This is a genomic window from Neobittarella massiliensis (ex Bilen et al. 2018), from assembly GCF_900289145.1.
Classification (GTDB): Bacteria; Bacillota; Clostridia; order Oscillospirales; family Ruminococcaceae; genus Neobittarella; species Neobittarella massiliensis.
On sequence record NZ_OKQO01000008.1, the window covers coordinates 1 to 23,475 of the forward strand.

Here is a 23,475-nt window from a genome sequence, read left to right on the forward strand (position 1 = left end):
CGGGGAGATGGAACCTAATGTGGCAGGTGAGCAGTTACGTATACACAGATGGGTGTGGATAGGAGACAGGCGCTGGACGGTGCTGCGGGAGCACTGCATGGTGTGGGCGACCTGATCGAGCTTTTGGCGCTGGTAGTAGCGCAGCTGTACCGCCTGGCGCTGGCGGGGCGACAGCTCGGCGAGAGCCGCCTGCAGGCGGTGGCGGCGGTCGGCGGTGAGGACCTGCTCTTCGGGGCCGTTTTCGGGGGCATCGGGCAGCGCGAATAGGTCGGTATCCTCTTCGGGGGGGCGCTTTTCGCGGCGCAACAGGGCCAGGCTGGCGTAGTGGGTGGTCTTGTTGAGATAGGCCACCACCGCCTGGCTGGACTGGATACGGCCCATGGAGCGGTAAAAGGAGAGATAGCTGTCCTGCACCGCCTCGCGGGCCAGCTCGGGGTCTTTTAAAACGGCCAGGGCCTGGCTGTACTGGGCGGGCGCGGTGGCGTCGTAGAGCGCGCGAAAGGCCCGCTCGTCGCCCCGGCGGGCCTGCTCCAGCCACTGGGCCAGCTGCTGGTGTGATACCTTTTTCATGTGTGTTGCCCCCTGCTTTCGACAGCTTTACTTTTCTGCCTATTATAGCAAAAATAAATTTATTTTCAATTTGACCACTTTTCGACCTCCTGTGCATCTCAACTAATGGAGTTTGTCAAAATCCGCACCGCAGTGCCCCGTGTGGGAGGGCAGACCAATTTGCGTGTGGCGGAAAATGACTGCCCTGGAAAAGTTTACATACAGAGGAGGAACGCGTTTTGAAACATGAAAAATTGCGTGCAAGACTGGGGGCATGGGGGCTGGCAGTCTCTCTGCTTATTGGGACATTATCGGGCAGCGGACAGGAGATCCTGCCGGAGCAGGAGGTAGAGGCGCCGGTCCAGACGACAGACCTCAACCAGATCTTTACTGAGCAGCAGGACCCCGCGCGCAACTGGGGAAACCCGCTGCACATCGAGGGAAACTATATGCGGCTGGCCGATGGCGGGCACCAGCAGAAGGTCGGCAACGACCATATCTCTGCCAGCGCGGTCATAAGCAAGCAGCCCATATCGACCAGCTCAGATTGGGAGATACTGGCGGATTTTACAGTGGATGACTTCGGTTTCAACTGCTGCAATTACGGCGGCTATTCCATCACCAATGGGCGCACGAATGTGTACTACAACTTTACGACGGGGTATAACGGGAGAACGCTCGGCCTTATGGTGCGCACGGGCTTTACTGAGGACCCGGTGATCGCCATGGGAGATAAAAAATACGGTTACGGCCAGAAGCGGTTATACCTGCACTACCGCGCCCAAAACAGGATGTTTTATTTTTCTATTTCTGATCTGCGCGATGTAGACGAAAACGGCTACCCCGACGCGCAAAAGACACCGGATAGGGGAGGCAGCTATTTTGAACTCTCGTTTGCCAACCCCATACCCAGCGGCGATGATCTCTATTTGGGCATTGCTGCCGGGGTGGATAGCGGACAGCAGGATGTGCGCCTTGATGCAAATAAAAAAGTTGAGGCGACTTTTATAAAGGCGTCTTATCTGGACTACCGCCCCCATTTTATCGAGACCAAACTGCTGGATGAAAAGGGGGACCCGTTCCCCGCCGATGCCGAAATAAAAGAGGGGGACATCGTCACCGTTCAGGCGCGGGTCAAAAATAACCAGCAGGACGGCGGCGCAGTGCTGAGCCATCTGATGATCTCGGACGACAGCGAGACATACCCCACCTCGGGCCTGGACTTTGACCCCGATAATTGGGACGGCACCCGGCAGGAGGTGACCGTTGACGGCCGGGTGGTAGACGCTGTCAATATCACCGATGGGGGCATCCCCTTTAGCTGCTCACCCACCGAGACGGTGATCACCTACCGGGCGATGGTGAAAAACCCCAGCGGCGGAGCAGTGACCGTAGGGCAGATGATGGTGGACGACTTGTTTCAGTCTAAGCGGCATTCCGGCGCCGAGCTGATACCGCCGGTAGAGCTGGTAGCCGCCGACCCCCAAAAGCCGCTGGAGGAGCAGGGCAACGCGGGGACAGACTACCACTTTACCCGCACCCCCGCCAACGAAAACGGCTGGAACCGGGAGCCGGTACAGGTGACCTTTTACCCGGGGGATTTTGACCGCTTCAACGTGCAGGAGGACGGAGCCCCGGCCGACACGCTGAAAGCAGACAAGCCCCAGCGGGTATACCCCGACGAGACGGTGGGACTGGCCGCCGCCTACCAGGCGCAAAACAGCGAGACGAAGAAGGTGTCGAACAAGGTGGCGGACACGGTGAAGATAGACCGCACCCCGCCGACGCTGGCGACGGCGGAGGATGGCGCACTGACTTTGCACGACGGGCTTTCGGGGGTGTGGAAACTGGAGCGGTCTGACCCGGACAGCGGTACGTGGGGCGCGGTACAGACCTATGACCTGAACGACGGAAACGGCGCTGCCAGCCAGGCGGCAACGACAGACCAAAACGGCAAGTACCACACCGTAGACGCGGCGGGCAATGTGTCGACACCGCTGGCAGTTACAGTAAACAGTGCCCCGGACGTGGCGCCCACCGACCCAGCCGACACGCTGCCCCCACCGGAGCAGCAGATCGACCAGAACGCGCTGGCCCACGCAGTGGTGTACGACAGCATGCAGGAGCACCTGGATGCGGCCGACCCGCTGTACGGCGGTCGCTTTACTGCCGAGGATGCACAAAAGCTGTTTGAGGAGCGCTACGGATTTACTTCTAATGTGGGCCGGGACGACAAGCTGACCTATGCGTATACCATCAGCCGGGACGGCGTGGATGTGACCGCCCAGGGGGTAGACAGCACCAAAGCCGGCAGCTTTACGGTGACCTGTGTGGCCACCGATGCCGACGGCAACACCACCACAGTGGTGCTGACCGACACGCTAATCGACCGCGACCAGCCGCCGACGGTGGCGTGGGGCGAGGACCCCGAGCCGCCGGTGGGGCCCCCGTTTGACCCGTTGGCACCGGCGCCGCGCCCCACTGTAAAAGACGACCCCGAGACCGGGAGAAAACACGCCTACGTGTACGACGCGATCACCGAGCCGGTAAAAGACCCGGCAGTTTACGGCGGCCGGCTCACGGCAGAAACGGCTGCGCAGATACTGGCCGGGCGCTACCAGATACACACCGCCCAGGGCGACGACGTGCTGGTGTGCGGGCCGGTACAGGTGACGGTAGACGGAAAAGAGGTGGGGGCCGGGGGCTTTGATACCACCAGGCCCGGCAGCTGCCTGATCGCCCAGACGGTGACCGACAGCCGGGGCAACAAGACCACCATCTACCTGACCTATACCCTGATAAGTAGCGGCGGTGCGCCGGCGGTGGGCTACGACCCCGGCAGCGACACGGTACAGCCCGACGACAAGCTGGCCGACCCAGAGGTGATCACCGACTGGCAGAGCGGGAACCAATACGCCACGGTGCGAGACCGGCTGGTGCAGCCGGTGAGCGACCCGCCGCTGTACGGCGGCAGCCTGGACCTGGCCGGCGTGCGGGCGCTGATCGGCGGCCGGTACCGCTTTACCTCGGCCCAGGCGGATGGGGAGCTGCGCGAGGTGCGGCTGACGATAGAGAGCGGCGGCGAGCCGGTGACGGCCATCGACACCACCCGCGCGGGGCAGTACCTCATCACCTATACGGTAGAGGACAGCGCCGGAAACCGCACCACCCTGTTTTTGCAGTATATTTTGACCCCGGGCGGTGCGGGCGGGCTGTACCCCGAGGAGGAAACCGGACAGCCGCCTGCCGGTGAGAGCCCGTACACCGGCGCCGACGGCGCCGGTATCGACGGCAGCTGCCGGATACATTGGCTGGCGCTGCTGGGCGCGCTGATGACGGCACTTTACTGCCTGTGGGCGAGAGCGCGCCGCGCTGCCGGGTCCCGTCCCGGCTGGGGCGGGGCGTTGGTGCTGAGCCTGTTGGGGGCGGCGGCGGTATCGCTGTGGTATACGCGCTGCTGTGGTGCTGGGCGGCGTTGCTCGCCGCCGGTCTGGGGCAGTTTATGGCCCCGGGCAAAGAGGAGCAGACGGACTGACGGGTGCGGTTATACTGCCCGGTAGGAGAAACACGAAAAAAGAGAGAGGCTATCTGGCCTCTCTCTTTTTTAGGTGGGACATATGCGTTTAGGGCAGCGGAAGCAGGTGGTCCGGGAGGTGTGTGCGCGGTACGGTGTACAGTATGCAGTGTACTGTGTACTGTACACTATGTACTGGCTACTGAGGGTAGTGCTCTGTGCACAGGGCGGAAAAACAGGGCTTGCGCGGGTGGGAGACCGGCGGCGGAGACAGAGGGGGCGGCGAGAATGGTGGCGGTGCACCGCCGGTGATACCAGTTGTGCGTGCGTACTATTGGGCAGCGGGGGCAGGTGGCCCGGGGAATATGTGCGCGGTACGGTGTACAGTATGCAGTGTACTGTGTACTGTACACTATGTACTGGTTACTGAGGGTAGTGTTCTGCGCACAGGGCGGGAAAACAGGGCTTGTGCGGGTGGGAGACCGGCGGCGGAGACGGAAGGGACGGCGAGAATGGTGGCGTGCACCGCCGGGCAGCTGACCCGGAAAAGTGAGCGGTGGGCCGGGTAGGGCGGCGTGGGCAAAAAAACACCGCGCCGAGCGGGTGCTCGACGCGGTGAGATAGTCAGGCAGGGGTACAGATCATTTTTTGTCGGGGACCAGCTCGATGGGGGACTGGGTCTTAAACTTGTTGACCGCCACGGTGGCTTTGTTAATGGGCTGCAGGGTGCCGGCGCCGGCGACGCAGCCGCCCACGCAGGCCATGCCCTCCAGCAGGTAGCCCTCGCGCTTGCCGGCCTTGGCCAGCGCCAACATCTTTTTGCAGTTTTGTAGCCCCTCAGCTTTATCCATCTTTACATCGACATGGGGATAGAGCTTGTGCACCGCGCTGGCGATGGCCTGAGCCACGCCGCCGGACACGCCGTAGCCGCGGCCCTCCTCGGCGGCGTCGCACATGGGCAGGCCCTCGATCTGGCCAAAGTCGGTGCCTTTGGCCACGAAGATGCCCATCAGTTCCTCGAAGGTGATGACGTAGTCGACGTCGCTGCGGATAGAGCGGCGCATGGCCTCGAGCTTTTTGGCCGAGCAGGGGCCGATGAAACAGACCTTGGCCTTCTCGTCTTTTTTCTTGATCTCGCGGGCGGTGGCCACCATGGGGGTGAGCGCCTGCGACATGTACTCGCCGATCTCGGGGAAAGTGTTTTTGGCCATGACCGACCAGGCCGGGCAGCAGGAAGTGGCCAGGAAGCGGGCCTCGCCGGTAGAGACCTCTTTGGCGTAGTGGTGCGCCTCTTCGAGGGTGCCGATATCGGCGCCGACAGCCACCTCGACCACGTCGGCAAAGCCGACCTCTTTCAGGGCCGCCTTGACCTTTTCGGGGGTGGCGGCGGGGCCGAACTGGCCGACAAAGGCGGGGGCCACCTCGGCGATGATGTTCTCGCCATTTTTGAGGGCGCAGGCCAGCTGGAACAGCTGCGACTTGTCGGAGATGGCGCCGAAGGGACAGCTGACGATGCACTGGCCGCAGGCCACGCATTTTTCGGGGTCGATCTTGGCGCGGCCCAGGTGGTCGCTGCCGATGGCGTTTACGCCGCAGGCGGCGGCGCAGGGGCGCTCGTACTTGACGATGGCGCTGTAGGGGCAGGCGTCGCGGCAGCGGCCGCACTTGAGACACTTTTCTTTGTCGATGACGGTGCGGTCGCTCTGGAAGCTGATGGCCCCCACCGGGCAGACCGACACGCAGGGGTGAGCCAGGCAGTGGCGGCAGTTGTCGGTGACCATGAAACTGGTCTCGTCGCAGGCGTTGCAGGCGAAAGGAATGACATTGACCAGCGGCATCTCGTAGGTCTGGTTGATGAGCATGTCGTCGTCGAGCCCCTTGGATACGGGGGCGTTCTCGTTGACGTCGCGCAGCGGCAGGCCCATGGCCAGACGGATGCGCTCGCCGACGATGGCGCGCTCTTTAAAGATGCTGTCGCGGTACTGGGGCACCTCGCCAGTGATGATCTTGTAGGGCAGCTCCTCTACCTTGTCGTGGTCCCAGCCCTCGAAAGCGAGGCGGGCGATCTCGGAGAAGACCTGACGGCGGATTTTGGTGACGGGCGTATAGATACCTCTCACAGATGGCTCACTTCCTTATAATTGACAGAATTTTGGACATGACTTGCTCGTTGGTGGCTCTCTCGATGACCTCGCCGTCGATCTTGACCACGGGACAGGAGGCGGTGTGATCGTGCTCGGTGTGCAGCACCTCGGTGTCGACGCCGATCTTGGCGTTGTGGCGGATCTCGTACTTGAGTTTCTTCAGGCTCTCGACGCTCTCGATGATATCCATGGCGCCGTTCATGATGCAGTGGGTGCAGACACATACCGTTACTTTGATGGACTTCAAAGCGATCACTCCTGTTTACGCAGATTTTTTTCGCCCCCGGTGGCCGCGCGCCAAAAAATGGCGGTGGGTAGCGGCCGTGCTGAAATTGGGTGCTCTGGTTGTGAGAAGGGCGGTCTTGTCAATTCGTTAACAATCCTATTTATTATACTATGTGCTACAGCCAGAAATCAATAGTATTCTTCGACAGTTTAGGAGAAAATTTTTAGGTGCCGGCAGTGGGCGGTTGGGGGTGTTTTGCGGCGGGCAAATGCATTATAATATAGTGGGACCGGTATGGGGAGCACCCGCCGGACCCGACGCCAGGACAGCTGCGACCCAGGCGGCCGGTCCAGTTTGGCGGCCGACAGCACCCGAGTGAGCGCCGGATGGGCGCGCTGCGGCAGTGAGAGAATGCGCTGCATATTTGCAGATAAAGGAGACGATTCCATGGTAGAAGTGACGGTATGTGTGGGCAGCAGTTGCCACATGAAGGGTTCGTACCAGGTGATACAGACCTTTCAGCAGATCATCAAGGAGCGGGGGCTGGAAAACAAGGTGGCACTGAAGGCCTCGTTTTGCATGGGGCGCTGCCTGACCGGCATCTCGATGGCGGTGGACGGCGAGCCCATCGAACACGTGGGCTTTGCCAACGCCGCCGATGTTTTTTACGAGCACGTACTGCCCAAGATAGAGGAGGACTAGCCCCATGAGCAGCATCATCAAGTTAAATGAAGAGGGATGCCAGAACTGTTATAAGTGCATCCGCCACTGCCCCATCAAGGCCATCAGCTTTCAAAACGGCCGGGTGCAGATCATAGAGGACCAATGCGTTTTGTGCGGCACCTGTGTGGAGGTGTGCCCGCAAAACGCCCGCTTTACCAAAGACCACCGCCCCAAGGTGCTGGAACTGCTCGCCGGCAGCGAGCCGGTATATGCGACCATCGCCCCGTCGTACAAGGGATTTTTTGAGGACATGACCTTTGAGCAGATCTCGGCCGCCCTGAAAGCGGTGGGCTTTGCCGGGGTAGAGGAGACGGCGGTGGGGGCCTACGAGACCTCCCGCAGCTATGAGCAGCACCTGCTGGAGGGCAAGATGGAGAACATCATCACCACCGCCTGCCCCTCGGTGGTGATGATGATCGAGCGGCACTACCCGGCGCTCACCTCGCAGCTGGCGCCCAGCTACTCGCCCATGATGGCCCACGCCAAGATGATGAAACAAAAATACGGCCAGAACATCCACGTGGTGTTCATCGGCCCCTGCCTGGCTAAAAAGGCCGAGGCGCAGGACCCTCTGGCCGGCGGAGACGTGGATTACGCGTTGAGCTTTCAGGCGCTGCGGGCGCTCATCGAGAACGTGCCCCACGACGTGATCGACGAGCAGGCGCTGGGCACCCTACATACCGAGAGCCGGCTGTACCCCAAGCCCAGCGGCATTTTAAAGACCATCGAACCGGCGAGTTACGGCAGATACAAAAAGGTGTGCGTGGACGGGATCGAAAACTGCATGGAGCTGTTTGACTGGATGGAGAAAGAGCGGCCCACCGGCCTGTTCGTCGAGGCCAACATGTGCGCCGGCGCCTGCATGGGCGGGCCGGTGATGCGGTCGGAGAAAAAGTCGAGCTTTAAGGGGCGGATGTTCATCGACGACGCCCGCAAGCCCCGCGACGAGCGGCCGGCGCCCAGCGCCAGCTGTCAGGTCCTGCACGACCGGGTGTACCGCTCGGCCCCCAAGGCGCTGCCGCTGCCCACCGAGGAGCAGATCCGGGCGATCTTGTCGCAGATCGGCAAAAACGACCCCAGCCAGGAGCTCAACTGCGGCGGCTGCGGGTACGACACCTGCCGGCAGAAGGCCATCGCCGTATTTCAGGGCAAAGCCGATGTGAACATGTGCCTGCCGTTTTTGCGCGAGAAGGCGGAGAACACCTCGGCGGCGGTGCTGCAGCACTCGCCCAACGGGACCATCGCCCTGAGCGCGGACATGGAGATACTGGACATCAACCCGGCGGCGGAAGCGATGCTGGGCATGGAGCGCAGCCAGGCGGTGGGCGAAGTGATGCCCGAGTTTTACGGCGACGACACCTTTGACACGGCCCGGGAGAGCGGCAAGCCGGCCATGAAGCGCGGCGTGCAGTTTGCCGGCGACCTGACGGTGGAGGAGACGGTGGTACACATCCCCGAGAGCCAGATGTACGTGGTGTTCTTAAAGGATATGACCGAGGATTACAAGAACAAAGAGCGGCTGGAAGAGATGCGCATGCAGACGGTGGACACCGCCCAGAAGGTCATCGACAAGCAGATGCGGGTGGCCCAGGAGATCGCCAGTTTGCTGGGCGAGACCACCGCCGAGACCAAGGTGGCGCTGACCAGCCTGAAAAAGTCGATGGAGCGGGAGGACTTGTAATGAGCATTTTTGCAGACGCCGCTTACGAGAGCATCAACCACTACGGCGAGGAGCTCTGCGGCGACACGGTGGAAATGACCCGCGACGACAAGGGCTTTTACCTGGTGCTGGCCGACGGGCTGGGCAGCGGGGTGAAGGCCAACATCCTCTCGACGCTGACGGCCAAGATCATTGTGACCATGATGTCGGAGGGGGCGAGTTTGACCGAGTCGGTGGAGACCATCGCCTCGACGCTGCCCAAGTGCTCGGAGCGGGGGCTGGCCTACTCCACCTTTACCATCGTGCGGGTGGAAAACGACGGCGGCATCACCACCGCCGAATTCGATAACCCCATGCTCATCTACTTCCGCGACGGCAAGCGCATGGACATACCCCGCGGCGAGGTGGAGGTAGACGGCAAGAAGATCTACGTCTCGAAGTTTCGCGCCCAGGTAGACGATATGCTCATCACCTTTTCTGACGGGGTGGTGCACGCCGGGGTGGGTTCGCTTTTGGACCTGGGGTGGCAGTACGACAACATCGTCAAATTTATCGAGGAGGCCATGGAAAAGGACATCTCCCCCCGGGTGATGGCCAAAAAAGTGGTGTCGACGGTAAACACGCTGTACATGAACAAGCCCGGCGACGACTCCACCGTGTGCGCGCTGCGGCTGCGGGAGAGCAAGGTGGCCACGGTGATGGTGGGCCCGCCGGTAAACCCCGATTTAGACCAGACGGTGGTCAACAAGCTGATGTACGCCAAGGGCCTGAAGGTGGTGTGCGGCGGCACCACCAGCCAGATCGTGAGCCGGGTGACCGGGCGTGAGGTGAAGGTGCTTTTGGACTATGAGAACCCGGCCCTGCCCCCCACGGCCCAGATACCGGGGGTGGATCTGGTGACCGAGGGTGTGCTGACGCTGCGCAAGGCGCTGGAGAATATCCGCCAGATGAACGAAGTGGACGGCGGCAACGAGGTGGTCAACTACCGCAAAAAAGACGGCGCCACCCGCATCACCCGCCTGCTTTTGGAGGACTGCACCGAGGTGCATTTTCTGGTGGGGCAGGCGCTCAACGAGGCGCACCAGAACCCGGGCATGCCGGTGAGTTTGGGGCTGAAGCTCAACTTGATCAAAGAGCTGGCTGCCGAGCTGCAAAAGACCGGCAAGCGGGTGACGGTGGAGTATTTTTAGTGACTGTAGCAGTGTACGAAGAGACACGGTACTAAAAAATAGAGCAGTGAGATGCCCGGCGGGTCGTTTGGCCTGCCGGGCATTGTTGACGGCTACTTTTCAGGGCGATGATGGTGAGATATTACTGGAAATGAGACGATACGATATATAGGATCATGTGATTTTGGGGATATTTGTGATTTATCTCAAAAAAGTGATCAATGAATACTATTATAAATATTCACATAGAATTACTTTACAAATTGTAAAAAATATAGTAAAATATATACAATACAAGGAAAAGTGTAAGTCCAATGAATATTGTAAGAAGCTTGCACAATGAGAGGACTGAATAGCAGCTGTGTAAGCTGATCGAGCGCACGCAGAGAAACCTGGATGTTTAGAACTTTTCTAAAAAGAGAAAAGGAGGACATTATAAACGGTTTTTGGCTCTGCTCTGTGCAGTGGGTATGTTGCTGGTGGCCGTAGTGCCGGCGGCAGCGGAGTCGTATTCGGCATCGGTAAATGGGACTTCGGCTTATACTCGTTTGACAGATGGCAGTTATGGTGCAGCAACGGTGTCGGGCAGTAACTCTCCACAGTCCGGTAAAATGAGATATTATGGTTATAGTACAAACAATGGGTATACAGATCCAGGAACTGCCTGGGCTGGTGAAAACTTCTCCAGATACTATCAGGGTAGTGGACAATGGCGCGCCCATGCGGAGCGCAATGCCAACTACCCGGTATATGGAATAGTAACAATTACAGCGTGATAAAACGGTATAGACCTTAGAGTGGGTAAAGGCGGGCGGGAGCTCGCCTTTACCTGTAATAGGAGACTGGGAGAACATGGGGGTGCGGGGTATGCGGCTGCTGAAGAAAAACATACAGATATTTTGTGGCAGTGCGGTGACGGTACTGGAGCTGGGAACGGTGCTGGTGCTTTTTACTTTAAACAACGCCCAGATCATGACCCGCTATGTGGACACCATCCGCTGTGTGACCAAGATGCTGGCCCCCCAGGTGGCGGTGTTCGTTGCCTTTTTGTTTATGAGCTACGAGTTCTTTTTTAAGGTAAACGATACGGGGGCGGGAGAATTTTTACAGAGCCTGCCCGGCGGCCGCGCCAGGCAGCTGCTGAGCGGCCTGGCGGTGATGGCGCTGGCGGTGGGGCTGGTGTTTTTAGACTTTTTGGGCTTTGGCCTGGCGGCGATGGGCCGGGAGGGTATTTTGCACAGCGGCGTGATGGCCCGGCATGTTGCGGCGGTGTTTTTTCTGGACATCTTTTTGGTGGGCTTTTTTGCCTGCGTGCTGGGGTGTTTGGTGGCCCAGTTTCAGCGGCGCATTACCGGGTACAGCCTGCTGTTTGGCTGCTGTATGCTGTTTACGCCGTTTTTGCAGCAGATACTCTCCTCCCTCTCTAACGAAAAGCTGCCGATCATCAATTTGGGAGATCTGTTTGAGCTGAAATACCCCCTGACCCTGGAGATGTTTGAGCCGGTATACGGCTTTGCCAACGAGCCGGAGCGGTGGGGGCGGATGGTGTTTTGGCTGTTGCTGGCGCTGGCGGCGCTGCTGGTGTACATGCTGTGGCGGCACCTGCTGCGGCTGCGCTGGCTGCCAGCGGCAGCGGTGTGCGCGGTGCTGGCGGGGTGGGGCCTTTTGACCTATGCCCAGGGCGGCTGCGTGATGTATATGGGCGAAAACAACCTGCGCGGGAGAGACGAGGACACGACCTTTTCGGGGTCTTCTTACTACGAGTATAACAAGGGCTTTATAAAAGACGAGCCGGAAAGTTTTGCGGTGACCGACTACCAGATGCGGCTGCGGCTGGATAACCAGCTGGAGGCGGAGGTGACCATGGCGCTGGCGGGCACCGAGGGCCGCAGCGAAGAGTGCTACCGCTTTACGTTGTACCGGGGCTTTACGGTGACAGAAGTGCGCGACGAGACGGGGCGGGCGCTGCCGTTTAACCGGGAGAGCGACTATTTGGATATAGAGACCGAGCAGCCGCTGTCGGCGGTGACCATCTGCTACCGAGGGTACAGCGGCAAGTTTTACAGCAACCGCCAGGCAGTGAAGCTGCCGGCGTTCTTCCCGTACTACCCCATGGCGGGGTACCGGCCGCTGGTGCTGCGGGAGAGCGGGATGGAATATATCAATACCTGCCCGGAGGGAGAGCGCTTTTTTGACATTACCATACAGGGCGGGCCGGAGGCGCTGTACTGCAACCTGCCGGGTGAGGACGGCCATTTTTACGGCGTGGCGGAGGGCCCCTCGCTGCTGGGGGGGCTGGTGGAAAAAAAAGAGATCGACGGTATTCAGGTGGTCTACCCCATTTCGCAGCGGTTTTTGTACACGATGACATACGGGTACGAGAACACGCGGGTGGACGCGCAGCTGCCCATGGGCCAGGTACGGGCGCAGTATGACCGGCTGTGCGAGCAGGTGGGACAACCCCCACAGAGGCTGGCGGAAAAGACGGTGTTTTACTGGTATAGCAGCAGTAGTATGACGGTGGGAAATGAGACGGTAGCCATCTTTGCCGACCATGTGTTGCTGGAGATATGGTCGCTCTCTCCGGAAAAGATGGCGGCGTATCTGTTGGCCGGCGAGCTGCAGGACAAGACGACGGATGATTATCCGCTTTTGCGCAGTACCTTTACGGTATCGTATTTGTCGGATAAGAGTATTTTTAACAGGAGCGCCCGCAGCGCACTGAAGGACATACGGCAAAACCCCGACACGATCAGCGGCAGGGAGGAGACGGTGTACCTTTACCAGGCAGCTGAGAGGTGGGGAGACCAGGCGGTGAGCCGGGCGGTGTACGAATTTTTGCGCGACCGCAGCGACCAGCGGCCAGCGGCGGAGTTTTTAAAACAGCTCGTAGAGGAGGGACCGGCATGATCGAGGTAAAGGGGCTGAAAAAGCGCTTTGGGATAAAGACGGCGCTGGACGCGGTGGAGGTGACCTTTGACAGCGGGATCTACGGCTTGCTGGGACCCAACGGCGCGGGCAAGACCACCCTGCTGCGCACGCTGCTGGGGCTGTACCCCATTCAGTCGGGCGATGTTTTTTACGATGGAAAGAGCCTGCGCAAGAGCAATGATCTGGCGCAGAATGCCGGATACCTGCCCCAGCGCTTCGGCATGTTTTACGAGCTGACGGTGCAGGGAGTGATGGCGTATATCGGCACCATGAAAAAAATGCCAATGGCACAGGTGCGGCAGGAGACGGAGCGCTGCCTGGCGCGGACCAACCTGAGCGAGCTGAAAGACCGCAAGGTGGGCGCTCTCTCCGGCGGAATGCTGCGGCGGCTGGGCATCGCGCAGACGCTGCTGGGGGACCCGGATGTGCTGATCTTCGACGAGCCCACGGCGGGGCTGGACCCGGAGGAGCGGATGCGCTTTAAAAATATCGTGGCGGATATCCGCCGGGACCACACGGTGATCATCTCGACGCATATCGTGGACGATGTGGATGCGCTGTGCGACCAGGTGGTGGTGATGATGGCCGGCAAGGTGGCGTTTACGGGCACCCGCCAGCAGCTGAAAGCGGTGGCGGAGAAAAAGGTCTACGAGATACCGGTGGAAAAGCAGGCGCTTTTGAGCCCGGGAGCTTTTCTGGGCAACCGCTTTGAGCGGGAAGGCACCGACTATATACGCATACTGAGCACTGTGCCCCAGCCGGCAGGCGTTTTGGTGCCGCCCAACATCGAAGACGGGTACCTGTGCATAACGAAGGGGATGTGAGCGATGGCGGCGAGAGCGCAGTTGCTGCTGCGGCAGTTTCGCAACATGGGCTGGAAGTACTTTGTGCCCTGGGTGCTGCTATTTGGCCTGATACCGCTGCTCACCTGGCGGTATATACAATCTTCCGGTCTTACGCCGGACGTATATGATTATATGCGGCCGGGCGTGTACAACGATTTTGAGCGGTATATTCCCATGGCGCTGGTGTGGTATTTGGTGCTGCTCTTTTACGAGTTTGTGGACAACCCCGCCTGCGAACTGCTGTACGCCTATGACGGGGTAAAAAAGACGAGGCTGATCGATCTGCTGGCGGTACATCTGCACATCGTCTTGATGGCGGCGCTGCTGCTTTTTGGCTACCAGTTTATTTTGCCGGGGCTGTGGCAGGAGTTTGGCCGGCTGTGTATCATTTTGCTGGTGTACAGCTGTACCATGTACGGGCTGATGTATTTGGCAAAATCTACCCTGTTTGCGGCGATGGCAGTGGTGATCTACCATTTGCTGGGGGCTTTTATGTGGTCTGATGGGGCACTGTTCGACCTGTTTTCGGAGATGCGTATTGACGGTACCCAGCCGCCCCCGACCAATTACACGCCTTTTTTGCTGTGGGCGGCCATATTGTTGGGGCTGGGCGTATTTTTGAACCGGCGCTATGTGAAGTGAGGTGAGCGGACGTGGAGATGCTGCGGGAGTTTTGGTATGGGAAATACCGCAAGTGGCTGCTGCTGTTGCTGGTGATCTTCGCGGTGGCGGTGGGGGCGGTGCTCACGGTGTATATGGGGGACAAAAAGACCACGTACAAGCTCTCGGAGGGCAAGACGCTGGCGCAGGAGCAGATGCGGGAGCTGGGCTTTTCGTTTGCGGAGGACAGCGAGGAGTATTACTACTACGCTGAGCGGGGTGCGGCAGGTCTATATGCACGGGAAGAGTATTTAATGGCGGAGGATCTGTCGGTGCTTCACCGGGAAGACGCGAAGAGCACCTATTTACGGACGTGGTACTGGACCCACAGCTATATGCTGTTTAAAGAGCCGGAGATGAAAGATTGGGATATGCAGCCGTACTGGGACCAGTCCTACCATACTTTATCGTCTGCCTGTTACGAGCAGCAGCCCATCAAGTGGTATACGGCGAAGAGCGACCACACCTATTTTCGCCAGGAGCTGTGCCAGGAGGCGGCGAGGCTTGGATATGAGGGGCAGCGGCAGTTTTACCGGGAACAGGTGCTGAACCTGCCCTTTGAGACGCTGGAAAACCGGGCGCTGGAGGCGCTGAAAGAGGCCCAGATCGAGCTGCCGGATGATGGGCAGGGAATGTGGGAGCAGTATACGCTGGACAGGGCCCAGGTATATGTGCTGGCAGACCTGACGGTGGCGCAGCGACTGGAGATACTGGAGTGGGCGCGGGTGTGCTACACGGTGCTGCGGGCGCAGCAGCTGGGGATAGACTGCCCGGACATGGAGCAGCTGCGGGGGCTGGCCTGCGAGCAGGTGGAGGAGCAGCTGGCGCCAGCCATTGAGCAGATAAACGCCACAGAGAGCCAGAAACAGATCAACGCGGGCTATGAAAATGCCTATGCCCATTTGGGGATATGGCCGGCGGAGCTGATGAACAAATAGGCGGATACCGGTGCGGCCTGATGGGGCGGCGCCGGTATTTTTTTACAGGGGGCAGGTGGGGAGCGGCACTAGGCAGGAGCGGGGGCGGGGTGGTATAGTAGAGGTGACTGTTTTTAGGAGGTGTGCGCGGTGGAGCGGATACTGGTGATCGAGGACGACCGGACCATTAAAGAGGAGCTGTGTGCGCTGCTGACTGCCAGCGGCTACCTGCCGGTGGAGGAGGAGCCCTGCGACTTGGCGCTGCTGGACGTGAGCTTGCCGGGGGAGAGCGGGCTCACGATCTGCCGGCGGCTGCGCCAGCACTCGGACGTGCCGGTGATCTTTTTGACGGCGCGGGTGTCGCCGGAGGACGAGCTGCTGGGCTTTGGTGTGGGGGCGGACGACTATATCCGCAAGCCGTACAACTCGTCGGTGCTGCTGGCGCGCATTGCTCGGCTGCTGCACCGGCGCCCGGGCACGGTGTTGACGGTGCGGCAGCTGACGCTGGACCTGGCCAGCATGACGGTATATTTTGGCGGCGCCAGCCGGGAGCTGACCAAAAACGAGACCCGCATTTTGGCCTGTCTGATGCAAAAAGAGCTGTGCACCCGGCAGGAGATCATCGAGGACCTGTGGCAAAACAGCCTGTATATCGACGAGAGCACCCTGTATGTGAACATCGCCCGGCTGCGGGACAAGCTGCGCCAGCTGGGGGCGGGCGACTACATCCGCACGGTGCGGGGCGTGGGGTACCGGCTATGAGCTTTGGGGAGTACGTGCGCTCGCAGGGGGTGACGCTGTGCTTTTTGGGCATCGGCGGGCTGCTGCTGGCGGTATTTTTGCTGTTTGGCGGGGCGGAGATCGCGCTGCTGGCGGCGGCTGAGGGCTGCTTTTTGCTGGTGGTGCTGTGCTGGCTGGCGGGCAGCTTTTGCGCGGCATGCCGCCAGCTGCGGCAGTTACAGCAGCTAAAACAGGGGCTGGAGGACGCCTATTTACTGGGGGAGCTGCTGCCGCCGCCGACCGGGGCGGTGCAGCGGCAGTACTACCGGGTGATGCGCGCCGTGTCGCGGTCGGCCATCGACCGGGTACAGGCGGCCCAGAGAGAAAAAGAGGACTACTGCCAGTATGTGGAGAGCTGGGTGCACGAGATGAAGACCCCGCTGACGGCCTGCTCGCTGATCTTGGCCAACGGCGGTGACCGGGACAAGCTGCGGCGGGAACTGCGGCGGGCGGACAACCTGACCGAGAGCATTCTGTATTACGCCCGGCTGCGCAGCGCCGACCGGGACCGGGTGGTGCGCCCCTTTTCGGTGGCGGCGGTGATGGGGGAGGCGGTGAAGAGCCAGATGGAGCTGCTGATCGCCGCCGGCATCAGCGTGACGGTGCAGGGCGATTTTACCGCCCACGGCGACGACAAACAGCTGACTTTTGTGCTGGGGCAGCTGCTCGTCAACTGCGCCAAGTACTGCCCGGGGGGAAAGGTGGCGCTGACGGCGGCAGCGGGCACCGTTACGGTGCGCGATAACGGGCCGGGCATTGCCGACTACGAGCTGCGGCGGGTGACCGAGCGCGGCTTTACCGGCCGCGCCGGACGGGCGCTGGGCGGCAGCACCGGCATGGGGCTGTACATCGCCGACCAGCTGTGCCGGCAATCGGATATGCAGCTGACGGTATCCTCCCGCCTGGGGGAAGGAACGTCGGTGCGCATCACCTACAGCAACCTGACAAAACTGTAAGGGAAGGCGCCGACTGGCGTTAGAACAGGTCTCTTCGTCTCGTGGTATAGTGGTCAGCGAGATGGGGGGCCTTTTTTAGGGCGGCCGTTTAGAGCGCACGGCGCCGGCAGCGCCGCCGTGGCCCCGAAGATACCTACAGAGGAGCTGACTTTTATGGATCGACAACTGTTAGAGGTGCGGCAGGTCACCAAGTATTTTGGCAGCGGCAGCGTGGTCACCAAAGCGCTGGACGGTATTTCGCTCTCGGTGCAGCGGGGGGACTTCACCGCCATTATGGGGGCCTCGGGTTCGGGCAAGAGCACGCTGCTGAATGTGATCGCCACCATCGAGCAGCCCAGTTCGGGCGATATTTGGGTGGCGGGGCAGAACATCGCCGAGATGCGCGAGCGGCAGCTGGCCGACTTTCGCCGCGACCAGCTGGGCTTTGTGTTTCAGGAGTATAACCTGCTGGACACCCTGAAGGTGGGGGAGAACATCACCTTGCCGCTGGAGCTGCGCCGGACCGGCCGCGCCGAGATGCGCCGGGAACTGCGGCGGGTGGCCCAGACGCTGGGCATACAGGACCAGCTGGACAAGTACCCGCGGGAGCTTTCGGGCGGGCAGCGGCAGCGGGTGGCCTGCGCCAGAGCACTGATCGCCGGGCCGGCGCTGATCTTGGCTGACGAGCCCACCGGGGCGCTGGACTCGGCCAACTCACGGGGGCTGATGCAGACCTTTGTGCAGATGAACGAGCAGCTGGACTCGACCATTTTGATGGTGACCCACGACGCGGTAGTGGGCTCGTACGCGCGGCGAGTGCTGTTTTTAAAAGACGGCCGCATATGGAGCGAGGTGGACCGGGGCAGCCGCGACCGGCGGGATATGTACCGGGAGATCTTGGCGGTGATGGCGGCGCTGGGGGGTGAGCGGGATGTATGGTAAGCTGGCACTGCGCAACGTGCGGCGGCAGGTGGGGAGCTACCTGATCTACTTTATCACCGTATCGCTGACGGTGGCCATGATGTTTGGCCTGCACAACGTGCTGTACAGCCCGCAGCTGCAGGAATTTGCCCGCACGGTGGACTCGATGCGCACCGGGCTGCTGGTGCTGTCGATCTGCATAGCGCTGGTGGTGGCCTTTGTGCTGGGGTACGCCACCTCGTTTATGCTGCGGCTGCGCAAGCGGGAGTTTGGCACCTACCTGACTTTGGGCATGACCCGGGGCAGCATCCTGCGCATTTTTGTGACCGAGACCATGCTGCTGGGCGCGGCGGCGCTGGCGGTGGGGCTGCTGTTGGGCCTGTTTTTATACCAGGGAATGATGATGGTGCTCTCGGCTTTGATGGAGCTGCCGTTTGCTCTGGCCAGCTACTCGGCCAGAGGGCTGTGGCTGACGGTGGGGCTGGTGGGCGGCATTTTTGCGCTGTCGGCCCTGACCTCGGCGCTGTACCTGAAGCGGGTGCGCATCGGCGCGCTCATCCACGGCGACCAGGCGGTGGCCAAAGAGGTGCGGCACCCGTTTTTATGGCTGGTGGTGGCGCTGGCGGCACTGGGGACCATGGGGTATGCCTGCGTGGCGTTTACCCGGCAGGTGCAGTACGAGTTGACCGCCAGCGGCGAGCCGGCCGGCAGCATGGTGGTGAGTTTGGCGCTGCTGGCGGCGGGGATGGCACTCTTTCACATTGCGGCGGCCCGCAGTCTGACCCAGCTCATTTTGCGGCGGGGCCAGCGCCGGGGCGGCCGCGGCACCAGCACCTTTTTGCTGCGGCAGCTGGCGGCCAAGCTGGGCAGCAGCGCCGTGATGGCCGGGGCGCTGGCCTTTTTGATGACCTTTGCGGTGATCGGGGCCAACAGCTCGTTTATGCAGAAGGTGGCCGAACAGCTGTCGCTGCAGCAGCAGTACCCCTTCGATATCGCCGCCAGCCTGGACGCCGGCGAGCAGGTGCCCTACGACCTGGAGGCGGCGCTGGAGATCATTGGCCGGTACGCAGAGGTGCGGCAGGTGCTGCCCTACCAGCTGTACGACAGCGGCGGCCGGGCGCTGCAAAAGAGCGATTACCTGGAGCGAAACGACGGCGTGATGCCGCTGAGCCAGTTTAACGCGCTGCTGGCCGAGCTGGGGGAGCCGCCGCTGACACTGACAGAAGACGCGTTTTATGTGTGCCTGGGCGCGGAGGTCTACCAGAAAGGCGAGCGGGAGCTACAGCCGGTGGAGCTGGTATTGGGGGGAAAGACCTACCGCTTTGCCGGGGCCACCGACCGGCTGCCCATGCTGCAGGACATCTTTTCGTTTGCGGTGGTGCCCGACGCGGCGGTGACCGGGCTGCCGGTGCTGGCCGACTGCGCGGCCATACAGCTAAAACAGGAGAAGTACGACGCCCGGGGCCTGCACCAGGCGCTGACCTATACCAGCCGCAGCGGCATCTACGAATTTGAGCGCTGCGACTACCGCATTCGGGAGTACAGCCGCATGGAGCGCGGCAGCACCACGGCGATCTTGGTGGAGGGGGCGCTTTACATGGCGGTGGTGTTCGTGTGCCTGGGGCTGGCGATGCTGGCACTAAAGGTACTGGCCGAGCTGGATCAGGACCGGCAGCGGTATGCGGTCCTCTTTCGCCTGGGGGCCAGCCGGCGGCAGCAGCAAAAGACGCTGTTTGGACAGATATTTTCCTTTTTCATCTTTCCCTTTTTGCTGCCGGTGGGCATGAGCGTGCCGGTGGCGGCTATCTGCGGCAAGATCATGAGTCTGGGCGGCTATCCCGCGCAGCGGGGGATCGTCTACCGCACCGCCGGGGCGGTGGCGCTGGTGCTGACGGCCATCTATATCCTGTACTTTTCCGCCACCTACCTCATCGCCAAAAAGAATATTCTGCCGCCCAGACAGTGAGCGGCCAAGGGACCTCGCCGGAGAGGTCCCTTTTTTGATGGGGGAGCCGGGGGGAGTATAGGAGCGTACGGTGGGGCGGTGGCGGCGTGGGCCCGTCAGCGTTTGGAGAGGCGGCGGTACTGGGGCGCCGGGTGCTGGATGTTGGATACCGGGGGGCGAGCGGCCGGGCGGGCTGGGGCTGTGTGCTGGAGCGCAGCGGGGACGGAGCGCGGCGGGGCGCCGGGAGCGCGAGCGGTAGAAAAGCGGCGCGGCGTGCGCAGATGTTCGGTGTTTCGACGGGTTTTTTGCTTTTTCTGGCTTAAGCGATTGACTTTTTGGCCCCGCTGCTGCTACAGTCTTTATTATAGAGAAGAGACAGGAGGTCGTGACGCGATGGAAGAGATGTACGGCGAGGGGAGCCGCTTTGACGAGCAGAATATCGTGCTGGTAGACGCCCAGAACATCGTGCGGGCGGCGCGGGAAGTAAAGCAGTCGAAAGAGGCCTTTGCGGCGCTTTTGGAGCAGGCCGAGCTGGGGGATACGGCGGTCCAGTACGATCTGGGGCGGCGCTATGCCGGCGGCGACGGCGTAGAGACCGATTACGAGCGCGCCTTTTACTGGTTTTCGCGGGCGGCCGAGGACGGCGACCTGCGGGCCATAGAGGCGCTGGGGCGCTGCTACCAGGAGGGCCACGGCGTGGAGCGAGACGAGCAGCGGGCGCTGGACCTGTTTCGGCAGGCGGCCGACCAGGACAGCTGCTCGGCCCAGTGCGAGGTGGGCCTGTGCTACGAGTACGGCAAGGGGTGCGACCGCGACCTGGGCGCGGCGGTAGAGTGGTACCGCACCGCCGCCCAGCAGGACTATGCCCCGGCCCAGTGTAACCTGGGCTACTGCTATCTGTGCGGCATCGGCTGCCCGGAAGACGCCCAGCAGGCCGTGTACTGGTTTAGGGCCGCAGCCGAACAGGACTACCCGCGGGCGCTGGACCTGCTGGGGAGCTGTTACCTGCGCGGCAGCGGCGCCGAGCGCGACCCCCAGCAGGCGGTGGCGCTTTTTGCGCGGGCGGCGGAGCAGGGATACCTGCCGGCCATCTGCGACCTGGGGCTGTGCTGCGAAAACGGCGACGGGGTGGAAAAAGACCCCGTGAGAGCGGTGCACTACTATCGGCAGGCGGCGGAGCGGGGCTTTGTATCGGCCCAGTGCAACCTGGGCTTTTGCTATATGGAGGGCATCGGCTGTGCGGTAGACGGCGAGCAGGCGGTGTACTGGCTGGAGCTGGCCGCCGACCAGAACTACCCGCGGGCACTGTCGCTGCTGGCCTGTTGCTACCGGGACGGGACCGGCGTAGAGGTGGACTTGAAAAGGACGATCGCCCTGCTGGAGCAGGCGGCAGAGCAGGACTACGCGCCGGCGCTCTGCGACCTGGGGCTCTGCTATGAGGTGGGCAACGGGGTGGAGCAGGACCGGGAACAGGCGGTGCGCTACTACCTGCGCTCGGCCGAGCTGGGCAACAGTACCGCCCAGTGTAACCTGGGGTGCTGCTACCTGCGGGGCATTGGCTGCCAGCGGGACCCCAAACAGGCGCTGCCCTGGCTGAAAAAGGCCATAGAGCAGGGGCATCCGCGGGCCATGGGCCTTTTGGGCGACTGCTATTTTTACGGCGACGGGGTAGAGAGAGACCGGGAGCGGGGGGCCGATTACTACCGGCAGGCCGCCGAGCTGGGCTACGCCCCGGCCATCTGCGACCTGGGGCTGTGCTATGAAAACGGCACCGGGGTAGAGATGGACAAGGCCAGAGCGGTGGAGCTGTACGCCCGCGCCGCCGAGCGGGGCAGCTTAGACGCCCGGTGCAATTTGGGCTACTGCTACTTAAAGGGCATCGGCTGTGCGGTGGACTACCCGCGGGCGCTGCCGGAACTGGAGCAGGCCGCCGAGCAGGGGCACCCGCGGGCGCTGGACCTGCTGGGGGACTGCTACCTGCACGGTGAAGGGGTGGAGAAAGACGAGCGCCGGGCGGCCGACTATTACCGGCGGGCGGCCGACCTGGACTACGCGGTGGCCATCTGCGACCTGGGGCTGTGCTACGAGTACGGCACCGGGGTGGAACCCGACAAGGATAAGGCGCTGCAGCTGTACCGGCGGGCAGCCGAGATGGGCAACGTGCTGGCCCAGTGCAACCTGGCCTACTGCTACCTGAGCGGTATCGGCTGCCAGGAGCAGCCGCAGGAGGCGGTGGTGTGGCTGGAGCGGGCGGCCGAGCAGGGGCACCCGCGGGCGCTGTACCTGTTGGGGGATTGCTACCTGTACGGCACCGGCGTGGAGCGCGACGAGGTGCGGGGGGCCGACTACTACCGGCAGGCCGCCGACCTGGGCTACGCGGCGGCGGTGTGTGACCTGGGGCTGTGCTACGAAAACGGCACCGGGGTAGAGATGGACAAAGAGAAGGCGGTGGAGCTGTATGCCCGCGCCGGCGAGATGGGCAACGCCGGGGCCCAGTGTAACCTGGCCTTTTGCTACTTAAACGGTATCGGCTGCCAAAAGGAGCCGCAGCGGGCGATCCCATGGCTGGAGCGGGCGGTAGAGCGGGGCCACCCCCGGGCCATGGACCTGCTGGGGGACTGCTACCTGTACGGCGAAGGGGTGGCGGTAGACCAGCAGCGGGGGGTCGACTACTACCGGCAGGCCGCCGACCTGGACTACGCGGTGGCGGTGTGCGATCTGGGGTTGTGCTATGAAAACGGCACCGGGGTAGAGATGGACAAGCGGCGGGCGGTGGAGCTGTACGCCCGAGCCAGCGAGCTCGGCAACCTGGATGCACTGTGCAACCTGGGCTACTGCTATTTGAGGGGGATCGGTTGCAAGCCGGCACCCGAAAAAGCGGTGACCTATTTGGAGCGGGCGGCCGAGAGGAACCACCCGCGGGCGCTGGACCTGCTGGGGCTGTGCTGTGAAAACGGCGACGGCGTAGAGGAGGACGCGGCCCGGGCGGTGGCATACTACACCCGCGCTGCCGAGCTGGGTCGTGCGGCGGCCCAGTGCAATTTGGGCTACTGCTACCTGGTGGGTATTGGCTGTGAGCGGTCGCCCGAGCGCGCGGTGCCTTGGCTGGAGCGGTCGGCCGCCCAGGGCTATCCCCGGGCCATGGACCTGCTGGGCGACTGCTACCGCAAGGGCTGGGGCGTGGAAACCGACGGCGCGCGGGCGGTGGACTATTACCAGCAGGCGGCCCAGCAGGGCTACCTGACGGCTATGGTGGACCTGGCCCAGTGCTATGAGCGGGGCATCGGCGTGGCGGCGGATATGGGCCGCGCCGCCCAGCTGTGTACCGAGGCGGCCCAGCGCGGCAGCGCCAGCGCCATGCTGTGGCTGGGCCGGTGGCACCGGGATCACAAGCCGGAGCGCGACAGCCGCAAAAAAGCCCGCTACTGGCTACAGCAGGCGGCCGATCAGGGCAGCAAACAGGCTCAAAAGGAGCTAAAGGAGCTGGGCGGATCGGCCCTGCAAAAGTTGGCCGACCTGTTTCGGCGCTCATAGGACTGTCGGCGCGCACAGGCAG

16 protein-coding genes are annotated in these 23,475 nt (G+C 62.0%); 13 read left to right on the forward strand and 3 right to left on the reverse strand.

Features of this window, described 5'->3' with window-relative positions; translation table 11 throughout:
• A partial coding sequence (locus tag C6Y32_RS11755) for an RNA polymerase sigma factor (RefSeq protein ID WP_129589440.1) occupies positions 1–570 on the reverse strand: 570 nt, incomplete at its 3' end.
• Positions 571–788: 218 nt separating this feature from the next.
• Here C6Y32_RS11755 and C6Y32_RS11760 point away from each other — a divergent pair.
• Entirely contained in the window at positions 789–4,109 is a 3,321-nt protein-coding gene (locus tag C6Y32_RS11760) for a DUF5011/hyalin repeat domain-containing protein (protein WP_105205461.1), read from the forward strand.
• A gap of 595 nt (positions 4,110–4,704) precedes the next feature.
• Here the strand turns inward: C6Y32_RS11760 and C6Y32_RS11765 are convergent.
• Positions 4,705–6,183, reverse strand: coding sequence for a 4Fe-4S dicluster domain-containing protein (locus tag C6Y32_RS11765; protein ID WP_105205462.1), 1,479 nt, complete (start codon positions 6,181–6,183; stop codon positions 4,705–4,707).
• Positions 6,184–6,190: 7 nt separating this feature from the next.
• Positions 6,191–6,454 carry an NADH-quinone oxidoreductase subunit NuoE family protein gene (locus C6Y32_RS11770; RefSeq protein ID WP_105205463.1) on the reverse strand — a complete coding sequence of 88 codons (264 nt, stop codon included), beginning with the start codon at positions 6,452–6,454 and terminating at the stop codon, positions 6,191–6,193.
• A gap of 426 nt (positions 6,455–6,880) precedes the next feature.
• Between C6Y32_RS11770 and C6Y32_RS11775 the strand changes: the two genes are divergently transcribed.
• From C6Y32_RS11775 to C6Y32_RS11830, 12 genes are all read left to right on the forward strand, one after another.
• A complete protein-coding gene (locus C6Y32_RS11775) occupies positions 6,881–7,135 on the forward strand; it encodes a (2Fe-2S) ferredoxin domain-containing protein (protein WP_105205464.1) in 255 nt (84 codons plus the stop codon).
• 4 nt (positions 7,136–7,139) lie between these two features.
• Positions 7,140–8,837 carry a [Fe-Fe] hydrogenase large subunit C-terminal domain-containing protein gene (locus C6Y32_RS11780; protein ID WP_105205465.1) on the forward strand — a complete coding sequence of 566 codons (1,698 nt, stop codon included), beginning with the start codon at positions 7,140–7,142 and terminating at the stop codon, positions 8,835–8,837.
• Positions 8,837–10,006, forward strand: coding sequence for a SpoIIE family protein phosphatase (locus tag C6Y32_RS11785; protein WP_105205466.1), 1,170 nt, complete (start codon positions 8,837–8,839; stop codon positions 10,004–10,006). The genes C6Y32_RS11780 and C6Y32_RS11785 overlap by 1 nt, the downstream gene beginning before the upstream one ends.
• 831 nt (positions 10,007–10,837) lie before the next feature.
• Entirely contained in the window at positions 10,838–12,895 is a 2,058-nt protein-coding gene (locus C6Y32_RS11790; protein WP_105205467.1) for a hypothetical protein, read from the forward strand.
• Complete coding sequence (locus C6Y32_RS11795) at positions 12,892–13,740, forward strand: ATP-binding cassette domain-containing protein (protein ID WP_105205468.1); 849 nt, start codon at positions 12,892–12,894, stop codon at positions 13,738–13,740. Before C6Y32_RS11790 ends, C6Y32_RS11795 begins: the two co-directional genes overlap by 4 nt.
• A 3-nt stretch (positions 13,741–13,743) precedes the next feature.
• Positions 13,744–14,403, forward strand: coding sequence for a hypothetical protein (locus tag C6Y32_RS11800; RefSeq protein ID WP_105205469.1), 660 nt, complete (start codon positions 13,744–13,746; stop codon positions 14,401–14,403).
• Between the two features lie 11 nt (positions 14,404–14,414).
• Positions 14,415–15,359, forward strand: coding sequence for a hypothetical protein (locus tag C6Y32_RS11805; RefSeq protein ID WP_105205470.1), 945 nt, complete (start codon positions 14,415–14,417; stop codon positions 15,357–15,359).
• Positions 15,360–15,488: 129 nt separating this feature from the next.
• Positions 15,489–16,100: a response regulator transcription factor gene (locus C6Y32_RS11810; RefSeq protein ID WP_164998258.1), complete on the forward strand. Its 612-nt coding sequence runs from the start codon at positions 15,489–15,491 to the stop codon at positions 16,098–16,100.
• Positions 16,097–17,074 carry a sensor histidine kinase gene (locus tag C6Y32_RS11815; RefSeq protein WP_105205472.1) on the forward strand — a complete coding sequence of 326 codons (978 nt, stop codon included), beginning with the start codon at positions 16,097–16,099 and terminating at the stop codon, positions 17,072–17,074. Before C6Y32_RS11810 ends, C6Y32_RS11815 begins: the two co-directional genes overlap by 4 nt.
• A gap of 153 nt (positions 17,075–17,227) precedes the next feature.
• Positions 17,228–17,995 carry an ABC transporter ATP-binding protein gene (locus tag C6Y32_RS11820; protein ID WP_105205473.1) on the forward strand — a complete coding sequence of 256 codons (768 nt, stop codon included), beginning with the start codon at positions 17,228–17,230 and terminating at the stop codon, positions 17,993–17,995.
• A complete protein-coding gene (locus C6Y32_RS15780; RefSeq protein ID WP_105205474.1) occupies positions 17,985–19,940 on the forward strand; it encodes an FtsX-like permease family protein in 1,956 nt (651 codons plus the stop codon). Before C6Y32_RS11820 ends, C6Y32_RS15780 begins: the two co-directional genes overlap by 11 nt.
• A gap of 372 nt (positions 19,941–20,312) precedes the next feature.
• Entirely contained in the window at positions 20,313–23,453 is a 3,141-nt protein-coding gene (locus C6Y32_RS11830) for an SEL1-like repeat protein (RefSeq protein WP_164998259.1), read from the forward strand.
• Positions 23,454–23,475 lie beyond the last annotated feature (22 nt).

Excerpts from the sequence above, each read along its gene's own strand:
- C6Y32_RS11775 (WP_105205464.1), top strand. The coding sequence starts at position 6,881 with ATGGTAGAAGTGACGGTATGTGTGGGCAGCAGTTGCCACATGAAGGGT.
- C6Y32_RS11780 (WP_105205465.1), top strand. The coding sequence starts at position 7,140 with ATGAGCAGCATCATCAAGTTAAATGAAGAGGGATGCCAGAACTGTTAT.
- C6Y32_RS11785 (WP_105205466.1), top strand. The coding sequence starts at position 8,837 with ATGAGCATTTTTGCAGACGCCGCTTACGAGAGCATCAACCACTACGGC.
- C6Y32_RS11790 (WP_105205467.1), top strand. The coding sequence starts at position 10,838 with ATGGGGGTGCGGGGTATGCGGCTGCTGAAGAAAAACATACAGATATTT.
- C6Y32_RS11795 (WP_105205468.1), top strand. The coding sequence starts at position 12,892 with ATGATCGAGGTAAAGGGGCTGAAAAAGCGCTTTGGGATAAAGACGGCG.
- C6Y32_RS11800 (WP_105205469.1), top strand. The coding sequence starts at position 13,744 with ATGGCGGCGAGAGCGCAGTTGCTGCTGCGGCAGTTTCGCAACATGGGC.
- C6Y32_RS11815 (WP_105205472.1), top strand. The coding sequence starts at position 16,097 with ATGAGCTTTGGGGAGTACGTGCGCTCGCAGGGGGTGACGCTGTGCTTT.
- C6Y32_RS11820 (WP_105205473.1), top strand. The coding sequence starts at position 17,228 with ATGGATCGACAACTGTTAGAGGTGCGGCAGGTCACCAAGTATTTTGGC.
- C6Y32_RS15780 (WP_105205474.1), top strand. The coding sequence starts at position 17,985 with ATGTATGGTAAGCTGGCACTGCGCAACGTGCGGCGGCAGGTGGGGAGC.
- C6Y32_RS11830 (WP_164998259.1), top strand. The coding sequence starts at position 20,313 with ATGGAAGAGATGTACGGCGAGGGGAGCCGCTTTGACGAGCAGAATATC.